The organism is Methylobacterium sp. 275MFSha3.1 (assembly GCF_900108435.1).
Lineage (GTDB): Bacteria > Pseudomonadota > Alphaproteobacteria > Rhizobiales > Beijerinckiaceae > Methylobacterium.
In genome coordinates this window covers 226141-244013 of sequence record NZ_FNWP01000002.1, presented here as the reverse complement: position 1 = coordinate 244013, position 17873 = coordinate 226141, and the positions used below count along the sequence as shown (strand labels likewise).

Annotated in this window: 16 protein-coding genes, 1 tRNA gene and 1 pseudogene; 10 read left to right on the top strand and 8 right to left on the bottom strand. The window is 66.3% G+C overall.

Annotation, left to right across the window (positions count from 1 at the left end):
* The first annotated feature begins 4 nt into the window (after positions 1-4).
* From BLW78_RS01115 to BLW78_RS01095, 5 genes and pseudogenes are all read left to right on the top strand, one after another.
* On the top strand, positions 5-838 hold the full coding sequence (locus BLW78_RS01115) for an ABC transporter substrate-binding protein (protein WP_091675858.1): 834 nt from the start codon (positions 5-7) through the stop codon (positions 836-838).
* Positions 835-1881, top strand: coding sequence for a FecCD family ABC transporter permease (locus tag BLW78_RS01110; RefSeq protein WP_091675856.1), 1047 nt, complete (start codon positions 835-837; stop codon positions 1879-1881). The genes BLW78_RS01115 and BLW78_RS01110 overlap by 4 nt, the downstream gene beginning before the upstream one ends.
* Positions 1878-2693, top strand: a complete 816-nt coding sequence (locus BLW78_RS01105) for an ABC transporter ATP-binding protein (RefSeq protein ID WP_091675853.1) — start codon at positions 1878-1880, stop codon at positions 2691-2693. Before BLW78_RS01110 ends, BLW78_RS01105 begins: the two co-directional genes overlap by 4 nt.
* Complete coding sequence (locus tag BLW78_RS01100) at positions 2671-3636, top strand: DUF6925 family protein (RefSeq protein WP_091675850.1); 966 nt, start codon at positions 2671-2673, stop codon at positions 3634-3636. Before BLW78_RS01105 ends, BLW78_RS01100 begins: the two co-directional genes overlap by 23 nt.
* 11 nt (positions 3637-3647) lie before the next feature.
* Positions 3648-4178: pseudogene (locus BLW78_RS01095) on the top strand (AAA family ATPase).
* On the opposite strand, the gene BLW78_RS01090 reads toward BLW78_RS01095, so the two are convergent.
* Both BLW78_RS01090 and BLW78_RS30860 read right to left on the bottom strand, forming a co-directional pair.
* Positions 4154-5146 carry a hypothetical protein gene (locus tag BLW78_RS01090; protein WP_091675847.1) on the bottom strand — a complete coding sequence of 331 codons (993 nt, stop codon included), beginning with the start codon at positions 5144-5146 and terminating at the stop codon, positions 4154-4156. The pseudogene BLW78_RS01095 and the gene BLW78_RS01090 sit on opposite strands and share 25 nt — an antisense overlap.
* Before the next feature lie 69 nt (positions 5147-5215).
* Positions 5216-5635, bottom strand: coding sequence for a hypothetical protein (locus tag BLW78_RS30860; protein ID WP_139307664.1), 420 nt, complete (start codon positions 5633-5635; stop codon positions 5216-5218).
* A gap of 145 nt (positions 5636-5780) precedes the next feature.
* Between BLW78_RS30860 and BLW78_RS01085 the strand changes: the two genes are divergently transcribed.
* Positions 5781-7142, top strand: coding sequence for a hypothetical protein (locus BLW78_RS01085; RefSeq protein ID WP_091675844.1), 1362 nt, complete (start codon positions 5781-5783; stop codon positions 7140-7142).
* Here the strand turns inward: BLW78_RS01085 and BLW78_RS01080 are convergent.
* Both BLW78_RS01080 and BLW78_RS01075 read right to left on the bottom strand, forming a co-directional pair.
* On the bottom strand, positions 7139-7945 hold the full coding sequence (locus BLW78_RS01080; protein ID WP_091676462.1) for a metallophosphoesterase: 807 nt from the start codon (positions 7943-7945) through the stop codon (positions 7139-7141). The two genes, BLW78_RS01085 and BLW78_RS01080, sit on opposite strands and share 4 nt — an antisense overlap.
* Positions 7939-8493 (bottom strand): metallophosphoesterase, encoded by a 555-nt coding sequence (locus BLW78_RS01075; RefSeq protein WP_091675841.1) that lies wholly within the window; start codon positions 8491-8493, stop codon positions 7939-7941. The genes BLW78_RS01080 and BLW78_RS01075 overlap by 7 nt, the downstream gene beginning before the upstream one ends.
* A gap of 420 nt (positions 8494-8913) precedes the next feature.
* On the opposite strand from BLW78_RS01075, the gene BLW78_RS01070 reads away from it, so the two are divergent.
* Positions 8914-9240, top strand: a complete 327-nt coding sequence (locus tag BLW78_RS01070; protein WP_091675839.1) for a DCL family protein — start codon at positions 8914-8916, stop codon at positions 9238-9240.
* A gap of 2 nt (positions 9241-9242) precedes the next feature.
* Here the strand turns inward: BLW78_RS01070 and BLW78_RS01065 are convergent, their stop codons facing one another.
* Positions 9243-11777 carry a DEAD/DEAH box helicase gene (locus BLW78_RS01065; RefSeq protein WP_091675837.1) on the bottom strand — a complete coding sequence of 845 codons (2535 nt, stop codon included), beginning with the start codon at positions 11775-11777 and terminating at the stop codon, positions 9243-9245.
* Positions 11774-12775, bottom strand: coding sequence for a HamA C-terminal domain-containing protein (locus tag BLW78_RS01060; protein WP_091675835.1), 1002 nt, complete (start codon positions 12773-12775; stop codon positions 11774-11776). Before BLW78_RS01060 ends, BLW78_RS01065 begins: the two co-directional genes overlap by 4 nt.
* 467 nt (positions 12776-13242) lie before the next feature.
* Here BLW78_RS01060 and BLW78_RS01055 point away from each other — a divergent pair, with 467 nt between their 5' ends.
* Genes BLW78_RS01055 through BLW78_RS01045 form a run of 3 tightly spaced genes read left to right on the top strand, consistent with a single transcriptional unit; the run spans position 13243 to position 15837 of the window.
* Positions 13243-13761 (top strand): MarR family winged helix-turn-helix transcriptional regulator, encoded by a 519-nt coding sequence (locus BLW78_RS01055; RefSeq protein WP_091676460.1) that lies wholly within the window; start codon positions 13243-13245, stop codon positions 13759-13761.
* A gap of 1 nt (position 13762) precedes the next feature.
* Entirely contained in the window at positions 13763-14131 is a 369-nt protein-coding gene (locus BLW78_RS01050; protein ID WP_091675833.1) for an antibiotic biosynthesis monooxygenase family protein, read from the top strand.
* A 29-nt stretch (positions 14132-14160) separates the two neighbouring features.
* Positions 14161-15837, top strand: a complete 1677-nt coding sequence (locus tag BLW78_RS01045) for an FAD-dependent monooxygenase (RefSeq protein WP_091675831.1) — start codon at positions 14161-14163, stop codon at positions 15835-15837.
* A 180-nt stretch (positions 15838-16017) separates the two neighbouring features.
* Here the strand turns inward: BLW78_RS01045 and BLW78_RS01040 are convergent, their stop codons facing one another.
* Positions 16018-17655, bottom strand: coding sequence for a DUF6538 domain-containing protein (locus BLW78_RS01040; RefSeq protein WP_091675828.1), 1638 nt, complete (start codon positions 17653-17655; stop codon positions 16018-16020).
* Between the two features lie 99 nt (positions 17656-17754).
* A tRNA-Ser gene (locus BLW78_RS01035) sits at positions 17755-17844 on the bottom strand.
* Positions 17845-17873 lie beyond the last annotated feature (29 nt).

The window sequence follows — 17873 nt, the reverse complement described above, 5'->3', positions numbered from 1 at the left end:
GCGGATGCCGTCGCAATTCGGGATCGCCGTCGCGGTGATCCTGTCCGCCGTTCCCTTGGTCGCGGCGGCGGCACCCGCGCGGGTGGTCTCGATGAACCTGTGCGCCGACGAGCTCGTGCTACGGCTTGCCGACCGCGACCAGGTTCTGGCCGTCACCTACCTTGCCCGAGATCCGCGCGGGTCGACGGTCGCGAGCGAGGCGGTCGGGCTGCCGGTGACCCGGGGGCTCACCGAGGAGGTCGTCGCGTTGAAGCCCGACCTGGTCATCGCCGGTGCCTTCACGACGCGCACGACGGTGGGCATGCTCAAGCGCGTCGGCGCCCCCGTGCTCGAACTCGGCGTGCCGGCCGACCTGGACGGCGTCCGCGCCCAGATCCGGCAGGTTGCGTCAGCTCTCGGCCACCCCGAACGGGGCGATGCCATGGTCGCGGCGCTCGATGCGCGTCTGGCCACCATCGTTCCAGCCAGGAAGCCCCTGCGCGCCTTGGTGATGCGCCCGAACGCGTTCACGGTCGCGCCCGGCGGGCTCGGGGACGCACTGATCCGCGCCGCCGGCCTCGTCAACGTCTCGGCCGAGATCGGGCGTGACCGCTTCGGGCAGGTGCCCCTCGAAGCCGCGGCGCTGGCGAACCCGGACCTGATCGTCGTCGACGAGGGCGCGCCGGGCTGGCCTTCCTTGGCCGACACGCTCTTGCACCATCCCGTTTTCAGGGCCCTGGTGCGGACGCATCGGACCGTCGACATCCCGAACCGCTTCTGGACCTGTCCGGGGCCGCAGGTCGCGGAGGTCGTGGCGCATCTCGCCGATGCGGCGAACGAGCGGGCACCCCGGCCATGAATGCGCCGGTCACCTCGCTCCATCCAACGGTCTCCCGTCGCCTCGGCACGCCGCGCGCCCGGCGAACCGTCATCGCCGTCCTGGGCCTCACCACCCCCGCGCTGACGCTCGCCTCCATCGCCATCGGCTACGCGCCCTTCGACGTGCCCGCCGCTTTTGCGGACCTCATCGCCGGTCGCACGACGCTGCCGGCCCTGGTCCTTTGGGAGCTTCGTATTCCGCGCGCGCTACTGGGAGCCCTGGTCGGCTTCAGCCTCGGCCTGACCGGCGCGGCCATGCAGGGATACCTGCGCAACCCGCTCGCGGACCCCGGCATCCTCGGCATCTCGTCCGCCGCGGCGCTGGGCGCTGTCATCGTCTTCTACGGCGGGTTCGCCGCCACCATGGGCCTTGCCCTGCCGCTCGGCGGCATCGCCGGCGCCGGCGTCGCAGCGCTCCTCTTGAACGTGCTCGCCGCCCGCGGCAGCAGCACCCTCGGGTTGATCCTTGCAGGAGTCGGGCTGTCGAGCCTAGCCGGGGCTTTGACCGCGCTGGCGCTGAACCTGTCGCCGAACCCCTACGCGGCCCTGGAGGTCGTGTTCTGGTTGATGGGCTCGCTCAGCGACCGCAGCCTCGACCACGTCCTCCTATGCCTGCCGCTGATGGCTGTCGGCTGGGCCCTCATGCTGTCGACCGGCTCCGCCCTCGACGCCCTGACGCTCGGCGAGGACACCGCCGCAAGCCTCGGGGTAGGCTTGGTCTCCGTGCGCCTGCGTCTCGTTACGGGCGCGGCCCTGGCCGTCGGCAGCGGGGTCGCGGTGTCCGGAGCCATCGGTTTCGTCGGCCTCGTCGTGCCGCACCTGATGCGGCCGCTGGTCGGGTCTCGCCCCGGCGCCTGCCTGCTGCCGAGCGGCCTCGCGGGAGCGGTCCTGGTCCTTGCGGCGGATATCGGCGTGCGCCTGCTCGCCACCCGGCCGGAACTCAAGCTCGGCGTCGTGACGGCGCTGGTCGGGGCGCCATTCCTGATCGTGCTGCTCCTGCGCAGCCGCGGGAGGCGGGCATGAGCCTCGGCCTGCACGGCGCCCAGGTGACGTTGGATGGCCGGGACATCCTCTCGGACATCGATCTGACGTTTCGGCCGGGCCGCTTCGTCGGGCTGGTCGGCCCGAACGGGGCCGGGAAGACCACGCTCCTTCGCGTTCTGGCAGGGGTCATTGTCCCGATGCAGGGGCAGGTCACTCTCGACGGCCGTCCGTTGTCCGGCTTGGCCCGCGAGGAGCGTGCCCGCCGCATCGCCGCCCTGTTCCAGGGGGCCGGCGTCGGCTGGCCGATGACCGTTCGCGAGATCGTGGCGCTCGGCCGGCTGCCGCACCGTCGAGCGTTCGCATCCCTGGCCGAGGCCGACGATGCCGCGGTCGAACGGGCGATGGCGCGCACCGACATCGCCCATCTCGACGCCCGAGCCGAGCCGACCCTCTCCTCGGGCGAGCGCATGCGCGCTTTGCTCGCCCGGGCGCTTGCGGTCGAGGCGCCGTGGCTTCTCGTCGACGAACCGGTCACAGCCCTCGATCCGGCGCATCAGCTCGACGCGATGGCGCTTCTGAGGAGCGTCTCCCGGGACGGCACCGGCGTCGTCGCCGTGCTGCATGACCTGACGCTCGCGGCTAGGTTCTGCGACCGCATCGTCGTGCTGGCCGGTGGCCGCCTCGTCGCGGACGGCACCCCGGAGGAGGCCCTGACCGACGTCATACTGAACGAGGCGTTCGGGGTCACAGCCGAGCGGGGCTGGGCTTCGGACGGAACACGATACATCCTGCCCTGGGCGCGGTCCGGGGCTCAGACGGAGGAACGCGATGACGTCACCACCACGGGCTGACGCGGTCACGACCCTGCTCCACGAGGCGTTGGCTGATCCCGGCACCGCCTGGAGCCTCGGCAGCTTCGGGGCCATCGCCGAGTTCATGCGCGATCCCGACGAGGCTACGTCGCCGTTGCCGGACGGACGCATGGGCCTGGCTACGAAGCGGGGCGCCATAGCGCTCGCTCCCGGTCCCGACTTGCGCCCGGTGGCCTACGAGACCGCCGTCGCGACCGGCTGGAACCACGCCGTCGCCCTTTGCCTGCCTGAGGCGAACTGCGGGATGAACCAGCGCGGCGTGGTGACGGAACTCGGCCCGGACCAGGACGCCGCCCGCGAATGGGACCGCGACGCTATCCTGTTCGATCTGGGCCTCGGCCTTCTGGCGGTCGATGCCTGCGTGCGCACGAGCGACCCGGAGGCCATCGCCTGTCTTCGGTCCGGCGTCGGGCTTTCCCTGTTTGACCCTGCGAGCCCCATTGGCCGCCAACTCGTCGCGCTAAGCCCTCACCGGGTGTTCATCGCTCGGATCGGACGCATCGAGGTCTACGCACCGATCCCGGGCCCCGGCGGCACCAGCCCGGAGGGCCCTCACACTCATGTCCTGCCCAAGCTCCTGCGCGGGGGCCGCACGCACGCGGCGACCACGCCGATCCCAGGAGGCTGGGTCCCGTGCGCCGGCATTCATCCGGCCCACCCCTACAAGGATATGATGGGCCAGCGGATCGCCTTCGACGTCGCCCGGCATGACGCCTTCCAGTTCATCCTCGACCGGTGGGGTGATCCTGATCTGCTCGCGGCCAAGCGCGGCGGGGAGCTCAGCCCGGACAGCCCGGTGTCGAACCGCCACGCGCAGGCGGCTCGCCGTGTCGCCGAGGTCCAGGCGCGCTACCTGCGCGGCGAGACTGTCGAGGCCGACCCCGAACTCGACGAGGACGAGGACGCCGCCAACCATGCCTGACCCAGCGCTCCATGGACGTTGAGGCACCCCCGCGCCGGCAGAGGGTGGTGGGGCTGATCGGGTGCCCCGGTGCGGGCAAGACGACCTACGCGCGCCGATACGACCCGCTGCAGGGCTGGGTGCACCTCACCCTGGACGACCTGCGCCAGACATTCTGGCCGCCGGACCGTCAGGTCTAGTGGCAAGTGCGCCGGACGGGCTGGGATGAGGAGGCGCGCGGGCTCCTTCACAGCGTGAAGGTCGCTGCCCTGGATGCGGCCCTGGCAGCGGGGTTCAGCGTGGTGATGGCCGACACCCACTTGACCCGCGAGGTGTTCAAGGCCGAGCTTCAGGTCATCGAGCGATACGGCTTGTCGGTCGAATGGAAGGTGTTCGACCTGTCGTGGAAAATGCTCCTCGCCCGCAACGAGGAGCGCGGCAGGATCGACCCGTCGCATCGGCAGCCGGAGACCGTCCTGCGGTTGACCTACGACGCCTTTCGGGCACCAGACGCATGGTGGCGGTCGCTACCCTCAAGTCAGGTTGAATACGTAAGATCCTGATCACCTCGCGCGCGAGGTGGTGATGGGTCAGAGTTTGTCTCGGGCTGGACGCCCCGGACGGCCAGCACCCAATCGTCGAACTGCTCCTGCCCGTACTTGTTCTTCGCGAGGTTGCAGGCGAGGTGCGTGATCTGGACGTTGGCGGCGTCGTAGGAGCCGTTGGCGCTGTCGATGCGGTCGGCGGACGCCTTGAGCATCGGGTTTCCGGTGGAGGCGACCAGGGGGCCTCTGCACAGGGCGCACTTGCCTCGTTGCACGTCCAGCCAAAGCCGCAGGATCAGGGCGTTCATCTCGGCGAACGGAGGGGCGAACCGTTGTGGGTTGATCCGTACGTTCTGCTCGCCTCCCCTGCTGACCCGCTCGCAGATCAGTTGGGTCATCCGCGATGCCTCCTGCCGGATCGTCTTGTCGATGGCGGGGCTCGTGCTCTCCCGGAGGCCGATGTAGGCGGCGACGCCCTCACGCAGCGTGAGCGTCAGCGGTTTGATCTCAAGCGCCATGATGGCCGCCCGTTCATCGGGATGGGCCTCAATGACGTTGCCGCGGTTGGCGATCTCGGAGAAGGACCGGTACGACTTCGGCATCACCCTCCGCGCCTCGGGATAGGGCGGACCCAAGATATCCGCCGCGCGGATCGCGGCCAGAGCGTGCGGCCACCGGTCCCCGTGATGCTCGATTGAGTTGTTCCAACTCTCCACCGGGACGATCTTCTTCGTCTCCAGGATCTGGTTGGGCTCGATGACGACGGCCGAAAGCAGGCAGCTCCGGTGGTCAGGATTTTCCGTGGAGGCCGGACTGGTGGTGCCGACGTAGACGAGCACGTCGCGCCCCGGCACGAACTCCCTTCGAAGCCAAGCCCCGACCGACGGCTTGGTGAAGGAGACGCACGGCCAGTAGTCGTTGATTGGCCCCCACTCCGACTTCAGGAACACGCGCCCGGCCGGCTGCATCATGTCGGAGATCAGCATGCCTGCCTCGTGGCGAGCCTTCCCGGTGAACCGGTGTAACGCACATAGCGCTGCGTTACGCCGGTCCTTTCATAACGCAGGCGCCGAATGCCCCTGGTCATCAAAGGCCGAGGGGTTAGCATAATATTCCTCTGCCATCGCATCTATCTTGGCTTGGAATTGTAGCTCCTCAACGGTCGGCGCCTTCGGCAGCACCGGATCCCGCCATCCGCCGGGATCAACACCAAGTTCGTCAATTATCATCTGCCTGACCAAGCTGGGCTCTATCGAAGAGCCGCCATCCTCGTAGGCGAAATACCTGATGCGCCGGGAGCGGTCTGCTAGCTCCAACCTTAGATCGAAGATCAGAATTCCATTCAGATCAAACCACCAATAGATATGATTTGTTAAGTATGGCAGATCCTCCCACTCTCCTCGCTTCGGCGTTGAGCCGTAAAAATTTTCGGCGGAGAATTGGCGGAAGTGGCTTATCGACCCACCTTCTGGCACCGAAATGGCCCGATTTCCGCCGGTTAAGTCTGCAAAATCCCGAGTTCGCCCGTCAGTCCTGAGTTCGAGACAGGTTCACGACGCGGTTGAGCTCAGCCGGGCGGCGCCCGACTGCTCGATCAGCGAGGACGCGGGTCACCTTCGAGTGACCGGCTGCCTGAGCCGTGACGCCCTCACGGCCTGGCAGTCGGTCGCTAACGAGGGCGGCTGGCTTCGTCTCACTTGCGTGGACCCGTCCGACGACGTCGTGGATCCCGAGGAAGTTCGGGATGGCGACCGGGCTCGGATCACGGTCCAGTTCAAGCCCGCGGACCACGCCGCCCACGTCTTCACGGTCGAGGGCTGGCGCACCTTCCTGCTCGGCAAGGTCGCCCCTTATCAGGCCAGCGTCGTCCGGCTCGCCTTCGACGACGCTGCGTTCACCACGGAAGGCTTCCGCGTTGAGCCATGGACCGACGAGCCGGCGGCTGCCGAGCCCCCTCCCGAACGCTCCGACACGGGGCCTCGGCGCCAGGTCCGATGCCAGTCCGCGGACCTAATGGCGCCGCGTGCGATCCATCCATGGGTCCTTCTCGGCGATGGCGTGGAGGGTTCGACGGCTTTCGCGTGCTGGCGAGAAGTCGCGGCGTCGATGATCGTCCGCTCTATTCCGACCGAGCTCTACCGTGATGGGAACGCATCCCGCGTGGCCCTGGCGGGGCAGCCCCCGCGAAGGATCGAGCTCGGAGAGGCCCCGGCCGGGGATCCGGCATTCGCCATCCTGCAGAAGGCCGCACGCTGGACCTACCTCGAAGGCACGGACATCGAGGTTCGCCACACCTTCCTGACGGCTGAGCTCGCCCGGGAGTGGAAGCCCGAAAAGACCTTCGGCGAGGGTCTCGCAGAGCGCCTGGAGCCGGCGCTGGACTCGGCGTCGCTGGTCTACAAGGCGCACCTGCGCAGCGGCAGCAAGGACACCCTGAAGGCACTGGCCGACCTCAGGAAGACCCTTGCCGACGAGGTCCAGAAGCTCATGCAGCAGGCTCGCGACCTCTCCGCCGGAGTCTGGCGCGACGTCGCAATCGTCATCGGTCTCCAGGCGGTTCGCGTCACGACAGACCTGACCAAGACCGGGATAGACGGCTCGAAGCTCACCTTGGTCTACGTGGCGGTGGCGGCTTACGTGGGGTTCTCGTACCTCATGACGGTACGGACGAACTGGAAGTTCCTCCAGCTGGTCGAGGCGTCCCGCGACACCTGGCGGACCAAGCTCTATGCCTTCCTTGATGACGCCGACTATAACGTACTTGCCAAGCAGCCGTTGGATGACGCCATCCAGGCTTACCGGCGCACGCAATGGTGGACGGCCTCAGTCGTCGTTATCGTGGTTTTCGGGATCCTGGCCATCGCGGCAGCGGATGCGGGCCTCATGATGCGGTCAACTACGAAGCCGATGGACCTGACCGGCACTGCCGCTTGGTATGGCGATTTGGCCCCCCTTGGCTGGACTTCGCCACTGCCTCGCTAAAGGTGGATCACTCGGTCCGGCACGAAGCCCGACTGCTCGTTGCAGTGGCCGCGCGGGTTGCAGACGACCCTCGTCCGTCCGACTTGGTAGTCGGCGGCCCGGTGCACATGTCCGTGCACCCATAGGTTCGGCCCACGCTCCTGGATCAGGTCCGTGAGATCAGAGGCGTAGCACCACGAAAGGTCGGCATGCGGGTCCGGCAGGCTCGCTGGGTGCGGGGCATGGTGTGTCACTACGACTGTCGGGCCATCGTGAAGGCGAGCAAGCTCATCCTCGATGAAACCCCTGGTCGCACGGTGCATCGCCAGCACCTCGCCTGGCTCGATCCTGTTCCGGGAACGGGTGCCCGTCCGGATCCGGCGGTAGTCGTTCATACCAAAACGGCCCTGGGCGGTCCTGAACGCGTGGGATAGGCCGTGGGGGCTCAGGCCGAAGTTGGTCCATAGTGTGCCGCCCATTATCCGCATGCCACCGACGACGACGGCGGCGTCGAGCAGTAGATGGATGCCAAGAGCCGCAGCGCGGTCGCGGCCGCGCTCGATCTGATCGTAGATTGTGTAACGGTCCTCGCCACCATTGTAATAGAAGTCATGGTTGCCTGGGATATAAGCTACCACCGCTCCTCGCATTCGTTCGCCCAGCCAGTCCAAGGAACAGGTGAGAGGTGTGTGGACGTCGCCAGCGACGACAGCAACATCGAAGCCAGCGACCGGCGCATGGGCTGCAGGGTCCCAGGCGTTCTCTGCCCACTCAGCGTGGATATCCGACCAGATCCATATGCGATTTTGGCTTGTGGTCACGATGCGTCCCCCTGGGCCAGGGCGTTCTCGGCTAGGCGCACGAGGATCTCGCCGAAGGTGACGGGCCGGAAGTTGAAGCAGTCCACCCCAACGTCGGTGCTCGCTGCGGTGCCGGACAGTGTACCGTGAGAGTGTCCGTAGAGGTGGATGTCCCCGCGGTGCATCCGTGGCCATACCCGACACGCGTAGTGGAACAGGAATAGGCCCACAGGCGCGCCGGTCGCCGGATCGGGCACGGACACCTGCGCGACGTCGTAGATGCCATCCCAGGACAGGCGCACCGAAATACGGTCATGATTGCCGCACACGAGGAATCGTCGCCGGCCGTTCAGGCGGGCAAAGACTGACCGGGCGTAACCCTCCCTGCAGCGGTAGCAGAAGTCGCCGAGATGCCAGACCGTGTCATCGGGCCCGACCGCGGCGTTCCAAGCGGCGACCAGGGCCTCATCGTGCTCCTCGATGGTGGAGAACGGCCGGCGCGTGCGCAGCTCTCCTTCCACGAGATTGGCGTGGCCTACGTGGCTGTCGGAAGTGAATAGTATATCGGGCACGAAAGCCTCTCGCAGGCGCGGAGGCTCAGCACGCGGCGGCACTCCGGGATCAGTCGGACGAGTGCAGGCCTGCGCGTTTCATGACGACTTCTCCTTAATGCACAACCCTGTCCTGGCCGCGACGCGAGGGCAAGTCCCGGCGCCGGTATCCACAGGGCTTGGCACGACTGTCGGTCAAACGTTCGCACGCAAGCGTATTTCTGTCGCAGCAGTCGCGCTAGGGAAGCTTGACCTTACAGCGATGATAAGAAACGAGGATCAAGTTGTGGCGGCGATGTGCGCTGAATTTTCCTGCGCCCCCTGCTGAGGGGTTGGGGAGAGATCGGTATGCTCTATCCCACCCTCATCTTCTACAAGCTTTGCCCTAGCGACACGAGCTTCGCGACCCCAAATATAAGGGGCTGAAGCGGAGCCGCACCCATGGCGCGTGGAAAACCGGTCGTCCTGCCCTCTCGAACCTTCCCTAACCAGCTATCGGCAAGCGACCACTTCAAGTCGATGCTGAAGCGCTACAAGCCCGGTGACCGGGTGTCCGACGCCGATGCCGCAGAACTTTCCGGCTTGTTCCAGCGGCATCCCGAATACGATGAAAGGTCAGGCCCCGGCGTCGACCATTTCGAGGTACAGAGCGCGGACTACGGCTCGCAATGCTTTAGGGCGGTGCGGGTGGACGGCACGTGGGCTCGGTTTTCCTACAAGAAGTGCGTCGCCCCAACGCGAGCTGACGATTCAGACAGCCCGCAATAAGCCTAGGGTATAGGTGCGTTCGCCAGGGCGCGCTGCACGTCGAGACGCATTAGGCCGCTGCCGAGCATAGCGTCGAGATCCTGCGCTCTCAGCCACGCAAGCGCGGTCGGCTCGTCCATGCGCTTGTCCAACGTCTGCTCCGTGAGGAAGCTCGCCACGAAGCGCGAGATGCCCAGGCCGACGAAGCTGATCATCGTGGGATCGGACGCCCCGACCTCCAGGAAACCGGGCAACGGTGGCAGGCTTCTGATGTAGTCCTCGTGGCCCGTTCGAACGAGAACGTGCTCCAAGACAGCCAGATAACAGAGTGAAAGCCTGAAGTACCTGAACCGGATTTCCTCCTCGATATCCTTGAGGGTGTTTCTGATCGCTGGACGCAATTTCACGTCGGGGGAGCGACGCCGATACTCCTCGATGATGTCCGGAAGCTGCTTGCCCTGCATCCACTTCAAGGCGATTGCCGCCATGCGTAGATGCAATCTGGGTACGTCCAGGCTCATGAGTTGCTCGTGGCACACGCGAAAGACCTCCGAGAGGTACTTCCAGGCATCCTCGTCGCGCGGATGGCGAGGCAGGAGCTCCTCAAGGCGCGCTATGCCACCGCCCTTGATCTCCGCCTCGAAGTAGTCGGCCAACCGCTGCTGTCGGAGGGGAGAAACCGTAGGCGACTTGGCTAGAACCTCGCGAGGAAGCGTGATCCGTTCACGAGCCCTCTCAAGTGCCTCGACGAGCCGCCCTCGGTCATCCTGAGCTACGCCGCATCTGTCGAGGGTCGCGTTCAGTCGGCCGGAGCCGAGGTCCGCGAGCAGTCGGCCGAACGTCGCCTCGATGTCGACGACCTCTGGCCTTTCGAGCTTGGGAACGGCTGCGACGGCACATTCCACCACGTCGTCCAGCTTGCTCCCCAACGTCCGCTTGAGGGCGCTCTGAACATCGACCTCGTTTCCCTCGTCGGCCGGCTTAGTTTCCCAATCGTCGTAATCGATCAGGAAAACGTTTCCCTGAAACTCGCGGCCAAGCCGCCCGGCACGTCCGGCGAGATTCCAGAACTCGGCGGTTCCCAAAGGACCGGCATTGCCCTTCTTGGGCTTGCACGCGAACAGGTTGGCAGCGGGGAAATTGACGCCCTGGATCAGGGTGCTGGTCGTGACGAGGTACTTGATGTCTCCATCGGCGAACGCCGCCTCCACTCCGCGGCGTACGATGGCGGGGATGCGGCCGTAGTGGAAGCCGACTTGCTTCTCCAGGCATCTCACGAGATCGTACTGGTCGTGCACCGCCGCCTTGATCAGTGCGATGAGTTCCGCGATGCGCGGGCTTTCCGACGCGTCGGCGGTCGACACCTCCATGAGCCCTAGCGCAATATCCTCGGCCTCCTTGGGACCGTTGGCATAGACGATAGACGGCTTCGACTGACCGAACCTCTCGGCGACGCGGACGAGGCGCTCCTTGATGGACGGCAGCGGCATCCCGACTTCGACCTGACCGAGCTCCTGTCTCCCATCAGCCGCCATGCGCTCGATGACCAGCTTCTGGCGCGGCGAGCGCGTCTTCACGACTATTAGGTTCTGGAGCACAGCGGGCGAGCGGGTCGACACCGGTCGCAGGTCGGACAGATCGAAGATCCGGCCGAAGACCTCGGGGTCCCGGATGTTGGGGCCGGCGAAAATGAACTGCGCCCCTGGCCGCTTGGCTATCAGCTGGTCCACCACGTCCTGCAGCAGTACGCCCCTGGAACCGTCCTCGATGCCCTGCGCCTCGTCCGAGATGACCACGTCGGCGACGAAGCCGGGGTGGGATCCCATGATCGCCTGCAGCCGCTCCTGGGTCAGGACGTAGATCGCACGTTCCGGAAGCCGGGTCTCCGCCGGCAACGGCGTGTTCACGATCCGGAAATCCCTAAGCTCGTCGGAGCGGCGCCACGCGGCGACAGCATCGGTGACCTGGGCGATCAGCGCACGGCTGGGGACGATGTAGCAGGCGACGGAAAGCTTCCCGCTCCTCGCCAGGCTACGCAGGTACGCTTGGAGGACGAAAGACTTGCCAGCGGAGGTCGGGGCTGACACCGAGACGTTTGCGCCACCGTCGAGCTCGCGCCAGAGATGACGCTGGAAATCCGTCAGGTCGACCGAGACGTCGCCTAGGCTGACGCGGTTGCCCTCGCGACGCACCTCCTCCGCGAGGGCGGTCAGCAACGGCAGGCGCCGGAAGGTTTCGACGTGCGGGGCCGAGCCGAGTGCCGGAAAGTTCCCGAGGCGGCTGAGCACGATACGCAAGACGCCGGCCAGCCCAGGGAGATCCTCCCGGTCCAGGCCGGCCGCGCATGCCGCAATGCCGTATGCCGCACCCTGGCGCTCATGGCTTTCGGACAGCGCGAGGACCGTGGCAGCCTGGACGCAACGCAGCAGGTCGGCGTCGGACACGGATAGCGTCGGATCGATCCCGAGCTCCCGCTGGAGCCACATGCCGCCCAACCCGGCTCTCTGGGCATGGAACTCGGGATGCCCCCAGATCCGGTCGCTCAGCTCTTCGATCACGCCGCCCAGCCGATCTTGTCCTGAAACCCGGCGCGGAGGTCGCCGATGGACGGCACCGGCAGGAAGAAGACGTCGAGAGCGTGATGCTCGATACCATGCGTCTTGAGATGCCCGTCGAGACGGTTGGCGCACTCGATGAGCTCGGCGCGCAAAGCGGTCTCGAATGCAGCCTCGACTTCGGACGGCTTCAGGGCGTTCATGTCTGCGAATCGTTGGAAGTCGAACGCGATCAGGATGACCGATCGGTCGATGCGCTTGTTATAATTTTCATCGTACGGATCGAGGAACGACAGGATCGCTTTCTGACCGGCCTCCGGGAAGGCAGACAGGTCGCCGTGCTGCTCGATCAGGAACAGCTCGTGCTTCATCTTCTCGTGCTCAAGGTTCTCGGCCACGGACTTGACCGCCTCCGATATGGCCTTCGTCACGGAAGCGTAGCACTTGGATTCGCCCCAGAGCAGGGTGAGCCCTCCGGTCGCCTCGTCGAAGCTGAAGTGTATGCCGTCGGATCCGTGGACCGGCATCTGCCTGTTCGTCTTGAGGCTCATCTTCGCTACGAGCTGCGGTGCCTTAAGGACATACTCGATCAGCAGGTAGGTGATGAGCTCTCCGAACTCCCCATTGCGGTTGGTGCTTTTCTGAGCTTTCTTGAACATGTCGACCGCCTTGTTGCGCAAGGCGAGCACCTTCTCGATCTTCTTTTGGTCCGACAGATCCTTACAACTCGCACTCGCGTCGTTGATGGACTTCCTGGACATGCAAAACGAGATGATCTTCGTTGTGAGAAGGTCGATGAACTCCTCGACGGTGGGCACCCCACTGCGGAAGGCCAGATAATGACCATGCAGCGCGACGCCCGAGTTCGCGCTCTTGGCGGCATGCGAAAGCGTGCGGACACGGACGCCCAGGTCATCGTGCTCGCGGGTGAGCGCCGCAAGGAGGCCTTTTAGTTCGGCTGGGTCGAAGGCGGCTTCGTCCAAGGCGGCCTCAGCGCTCACCGCGTCGGATCGGCGCCCGGCGGCGCGCCTGGGCCGTGCCGTGGACCGTCGTGGAAGGGTCAAGAGGTCTCACGTCCACCTGGCGCCAAGCACGTCCACCTGGCGCTAAGCTCGAATGCGCCGCTTCGTTAACGACTTGAAGATGCTTGCGTTCCGGCACCGATGGCCGTTCGCGGTCAATCATCGCGGTGAGGCCCAGGGCTGCGACATGTCGGACAGACCTCGACCAAGCCGCAAGCGTCGCGGTCGGCCCGCCCCGGCTCGACCCGACGCGCGCGAGCAAGGTGCCGGACTGGTGTCCCTATGGTCGACAGTCCTAGCTCCGCTTCGGCCGGACGGTCAGCCTACCCCACAAAGTCCACCTGGTGTCTCTTGCGCAAGGACGGCGCAAGCCCGGCGGCACGCATCCCGAAATGACAATATATTGTCAACTTGACGAGTTCGGTCGGACGACTATGTTGTCCCTCATGAGCGCAAAGAAACAGGTCGATGCGTCGGCGCAGGCCCACCTTCGCGAGGCTTGGTCCGGCCTCGTCATCGAAGTCTTCCGCATCAACGGCGAACTGCTCGCCGCCGGCGACACGCTCGTCGGGGACCTTGGGCTAACCAGCGCCAGATGGCAGGTGTTAGGGGCAATCGCGCTCTCCCCCGTGCCGCTGCCCGTCGCCCACATCGCCCGCAACATGGGCCTGACGCGGCAGGCCGTTCAGCGGCTGGTCGACGAGATGCGGGCGGACGGCCTTGTCCGCCTGGAGCCGAACCCGCATCACCGGCGCGCCATGCTGGTCTTGGCGACGGAGAGTGGGGAAGCCGCCTATCGCGCGGCCATCGCACGGCAGGAGCGCTGGGCCGACGCGCTTACGTCGGGCCTGTCGCCGGAGGCGTTCGAAGCTGCCGGCTCCCTGCTGCGTGAGATGCGGGAACGGATCGAGGGGTCCGAGCCGGCGGCCGCCATTGGAACTCAATCACAGACACAAGGAGCCTGACATGCCCAAGTTCATCGAGATGGACCAGACCGTCACATTGGCGGAGCAATTGAAGGACGACGGCGGCCCGGTCGTCCTGATCAACACCTTCGTGGCCCAGCCCGCCGATGCCAACCGGCTGCTCGCCGCCTGGACGGCCGACGCGGAGGTCATGACGCGGCAGCCCGGCTTCGTCTCGACCCAGCTGCATCGCGGCATCGCCGGCAGCGGGGTGTTCCTGAACTACGCCGTCTGGGACAGCGTCGCCGACTTCCGGGCCGCCTTCACCAACCCGGAGTTCCGGGCTCGCCTGTCGGACTATCCTGAGACCGCGACGGTGAGCCCGCACCTGTTCCGCAAGGTGGACGTGCCTGGCATCTGCGCGGCGTGAGCCCCTCCGTTCTCCAGCCAGAGGCTCTCATGCAATCTGAAGCGACCACTGCAAGCTATGACGCCGAGGTCATCGTCGTCGGCGCCGGCCCCGTGGGCCTGACCACGGGGTGTGCCCTGCGCCACCACGGTGTCGATTGCCTGATCATGGAGGAGCGAACCGATGTCCGGGCGTATTCCCGGGCCAACAACCTTTGGGCGCGGCCCCAGGAACTTCTGGCCTCCATTGGCCTTCGCGACGCCATCGCGGAGCGCGCATACCCGGTCCGGCTGGTGAACTTCTTCATGAACGGCACGCCGACGACGCCGATCCGGATCGACGACGTCACCAGCCCCCACCCGCAGGTCCTCTACAGCGGGCAGGACGTCATCGAGTCCACCTTGATCGAGACCTACGAGAAGCGCGGCGGCCGGATGCAGCGCGGCGTCAGGGTCATGGCCGTCGCCCAGGACGGCGATGGCGTGACCGTCATGGCGAGGCATGGAGACGACGGGCCTGAGGAGCGCCTACGCTGCCGCTACCTCGTCGCCGCCGACGGTGCCAAGAGCACGGTGCGCGACCAGATGGGCCTGGGCTTCGAGCCCGAGCGGTTCGAGGGCCGGATGAACCGTCAGGTCGACGCCAAGCTGTCCTGGCGGCGGTCGCTGGAGCCCGACCAGCTCTGGTTCTTCTACTACGAGCGCGGCTTCTGCGGCGTGATGCCGGTCTGGGGCGGCTATCACCGTCTGTTCTTCCTGGCCGACGACGCCGGCGTGCCGGACCGAGACCCGACGCTCGACGAGATCCAGACGGTGGCCCGCGATGTCACGGGCGACGAGACCCTGACGCTGTCCGACCCGCAATGGCTGACCCACAGCCGCTTCCAGTACGGCGTCTCGCCGGGCTACGCACGCGGCCGGGTGTTCCTGGCCGGCGATGCCGGGCACCTTTCCCTGCCCATCGGCGGCCAGGGCATGAACGCGGGCCTGCATGATTCCGTCGAGATCGCCTGGCGGCTGGCAATGACCTTGCTGGGAGAGGCGGCTCCGGCGTTGCTCGGCTCCTACGATGCCGAGCGCGGTGGCGAGCATGCCCGGCTCAGCGAGCAGCAGGCTAAGGGCTTCAGGCGGACTGTCTACCGGGGGCCAGTTACGGACGTGGCCCTCGGCCTGGCCGCCAAGGTCGTGCCGGGCATCGGCGCCCTGCTCCAGGGAACGGACGACCTGCAGCAGCTTTCGGTCAGCTACCCGAAGAGCCCGCTCAACGAGGACCACCTTTCAGGTTTGACACACCTCCTCCAGCACGGACCGAAGGCCGGCGAGCGGGCTCCGGAGGTCGAGGTGACCGTTGACTGCGAGACGACGTCGCTGTTCCCGTTCATCTACAATCCGGACGGCGTGACGACGGGCTGGGCCTTGCTGTGCTTCGACGGGCGGTCGCCGGAAGCCGGCGCTTCGCTTCGCGCTGCCATTGAGGCCGTCGCCCCTTGGGGCTGGGTGCGCCCCCGTCTCGTCCTGGCGGGTCCTGCTTTCAAGGCGGGAGGTGCGCCGGTGCTGTCAGACCTCGACGGCAAGGCGCACGGCGCCTACGGCCTAGAAGGCCAGCCGTCGATTGTCCTCGTCCGACCAGATGGGCATATCGCCTATCGCGACGCGGCCGACCGGCCGGAACGCTTGGCCGCGTACTGCCGTGGGATCTTCGACACGGCGAGCGGTCCCACCGCATGATCTCAATGCCGATGACGTCCGCGGCTACGCTGATCAGATGTCGGCACCACGGACTCTATTTTCGGCACCTGGACGAGCTTTCGTCCTAACCTGACCGGACGTTACGACGGCGCCCTCGCTAAGCGCGGGCGTCCTCGTCTAAGGGTAAAATGCATCCGTATTTCCGGCTCGGAGAATGTTCTAGCCGGCGGGCTTCCCTTCGCCGACCGCAGTCGACCCTGCGGCGGGCTTCGCGCGGCTCCCCTTCTTCCGACGGTCGAGCGCGGCGGCAGGCACGACCTCGTAGCGAGGGATCTTGTCGATCTCGGGCTTCAGTGCGGGGGGCGGAAAGCGACCATACTTCACGCCCTCGGTATCGGCGGCATGCCCCTGGATGAAGTCCAGCTTCTGCGAATCCATGCCCACCGTACGGCCCACCGTCTTGAAGCGATGCCGCCAGCCATGGTTCGGCTGCACGTTGGGGTCGTCCACCCCGATGGCCCGGACCCACTCCCCGATCTTCTGCCCCATCCGAACGTGAGGCGGGTTGCCCGGCGAACCGCCCCGGGCGCGCTTGGGGCTGTAGAAGAGCGGTCCCTTAGGCTTGGCCAGGGCGAAATCGAGGAAACCCTGCTCCATCAGGTGGTCGTGGATGGGCACGGCCCGCGCGAAGTTCGTCTTCGTCGAGCCAGCCTCCGGCGTGATGTGCACCACCCAGACCTTGTCGATCTGCATGACGTCCTCATGCCGGAGCTGCGTCATCTCGTTGACCCGCGCGCCCGTATACGCGCACAGCCATGGCACCCAGCGCCGAGCGGCCTTGAGTTCCGCGGAGGTGAGGTCGTTCTGCGGGGCCAGGGCCGCCGACAGGATCTTCTCGGCCTCCTCGTCCCTGAAGTCCTTCTCGCGGACCGTCCCCTTGCCCTTCTTGGCCCTCACAGTGACCTTGGCGGCCGGATTTTCGCCGATCTTCGACTGGTCCGACGCGTACCCCAGCAGCGCCTTCGGAGCGGCCAGGTAGACGTCCCGGACCGTCAGCGGGCTGAGACCCGCCTCTACGGACAGCATTCTGTCGCGCCACCTGATCACGTCGGCCTGCGTGATGCGGCGGAGGTCGTCGACGCCGACGAAGGCGATGAACTTCTTGAGGATGGGCTCCCACCGCTTCACGGTCGCCGCGCTTAGCCCGGCTTGGCGCTGGTAGTCCGCCCAGACCGGCGCGAGCGTGACCGGTCCCGCAGCCGAGATGGACGGAGGGAAACGGTCGGCGTTGTTGTCCGGCGAGTAGTCGCCTTGGGCGTTTCGATAGATGCTTTCGTGCGCCATCTGGGTTGCCTCAGCCGCCGCGAGAACGATCCGGCGGCGGTCCGCGTCCGAGACGACCACCCCCTTATTCGCGAGGAAGGCATCGACGGCTTCGCCGTGACGCGCTCGGATCACGGCCTCCGCCTCAGACCAGCCCGTGGCCATCCGAAGGGCGGACGGCTTGCCGGACGTACGGCTTTTGAGATCCTGAAGGCGTCGGTCGGCGGCTGCGAGGGGGCGCCAGGTCTCGGGGGATCCCGGGTCGTCCGCGTGCTCCGCGACCTTGGCGCGGTAGATGTCCCCGGCCAGGGCCTGGACCTGCTTGCCGGTGAGTGGCAGCTGGCCCTTGCGCAGGTTCGCCCAGCGCTCCTCCAGCTCGTAGATCGCGGCGAAGTGGCGGGCCTTGGCCTCGGCCGGGTCCTTGGTCCCGAGCGAGACCTTCTCCTCGGTCTTCCCGACGAGCTTCACCAGGTCGGCCGGCACGCGCCTGCGCAGGTAGTAGACGCCGAACTTGTGCTTGAAGGGTCGGGGCATCGGGAGAGGCACTGTGTACCACCTGTGTGTACAACAGGCGGATCAAGAAAGCCTTACCGTGCAACCACTTCTGGAAGATCAGGCACTTAAGGGTGTGCTTGGCGGAGAGGGGGGGATTCGAACCCCCGATGCCCTTGCAGGCATGCCGCATTTCGAGTGCGGTGCATTCAACCGCTCTGCCACCTCTCCGCAAGGTGCCTCGATGAGACGGGCGGTGC

Bases quoted from the DNA above. Each gene is read 5' to 3' on its own strand.
- BLW78_RS01115 (WP_091675858.1), top strand. From the start codon at position 5: ATGCCGTCGCAATTCGGGATCGCCGTCGCGGTGATCCTGTCCGCCGTT.
- BLW78_RS01110 (WP_091675856.1), top strand. From the start codon at position 835: ATGAATGCGCCGGTCACCTCGCTCCATCCAACGGTCTCCCGTCGCCTC.
- BLW78_RS01105 (WP_091675853.1), top strand. From the start codon at position 1,878: ATGAGCCTCGGCCTGCACGGCGCCCAGGTGACGTTGGATGGCCGGGAC.
- BLW78_RS01100 (WP_091675850.1), top strand. From the start codon at position 2,671: ATGACGTCACCACCACGGGCTGACGCGGTCACGACCCTGCTCCACGAG.
- BLW78_RS01090 (WP_091675847.1), bottom strand. From the start codon at position 5,146: ATGCTGATCTCCGACATGATGCAGCCGGCCGGGCGCGTGTTCCTGAAG.
- BLW78_RS01070 (WP_091675839.1), top strand. From the start codon at position 8,914: ATGGCGCGTGGAAAACCGGTCGTCCTGCCCTCTCGAACCTTCCCTAAC.
- BLW78_RS01055 (WP_091676460.1), top strand. From the start codon at position 13,243: ATGAGCGCAAAGAAACAGGTCGATGCGTCGGCGCAGGCCCACCTTCGC.
- BLW78_RS01050 (WP_091675833.1), top strand. From the start codon at position 13,763: ATGCCCAAGTTCATCGAGATGGACCAGACCGTCACATTGGCGGAGCAA.
- BLW78_RS01045 (WP_091675831.1), top strand. From the start codon at position 14,161: ATGCAATCTGAAGCGACCACTGCAAGCTATGACGCCGAGGTCATCGTC.
- BLW78_RS01040 (WP_091675828.1), bottom strand. From the start codon at position 17,655: ATGCCCCGACCCTTCAAGCACAAGTTCGGCGTCTACTACCTGCGCAGG.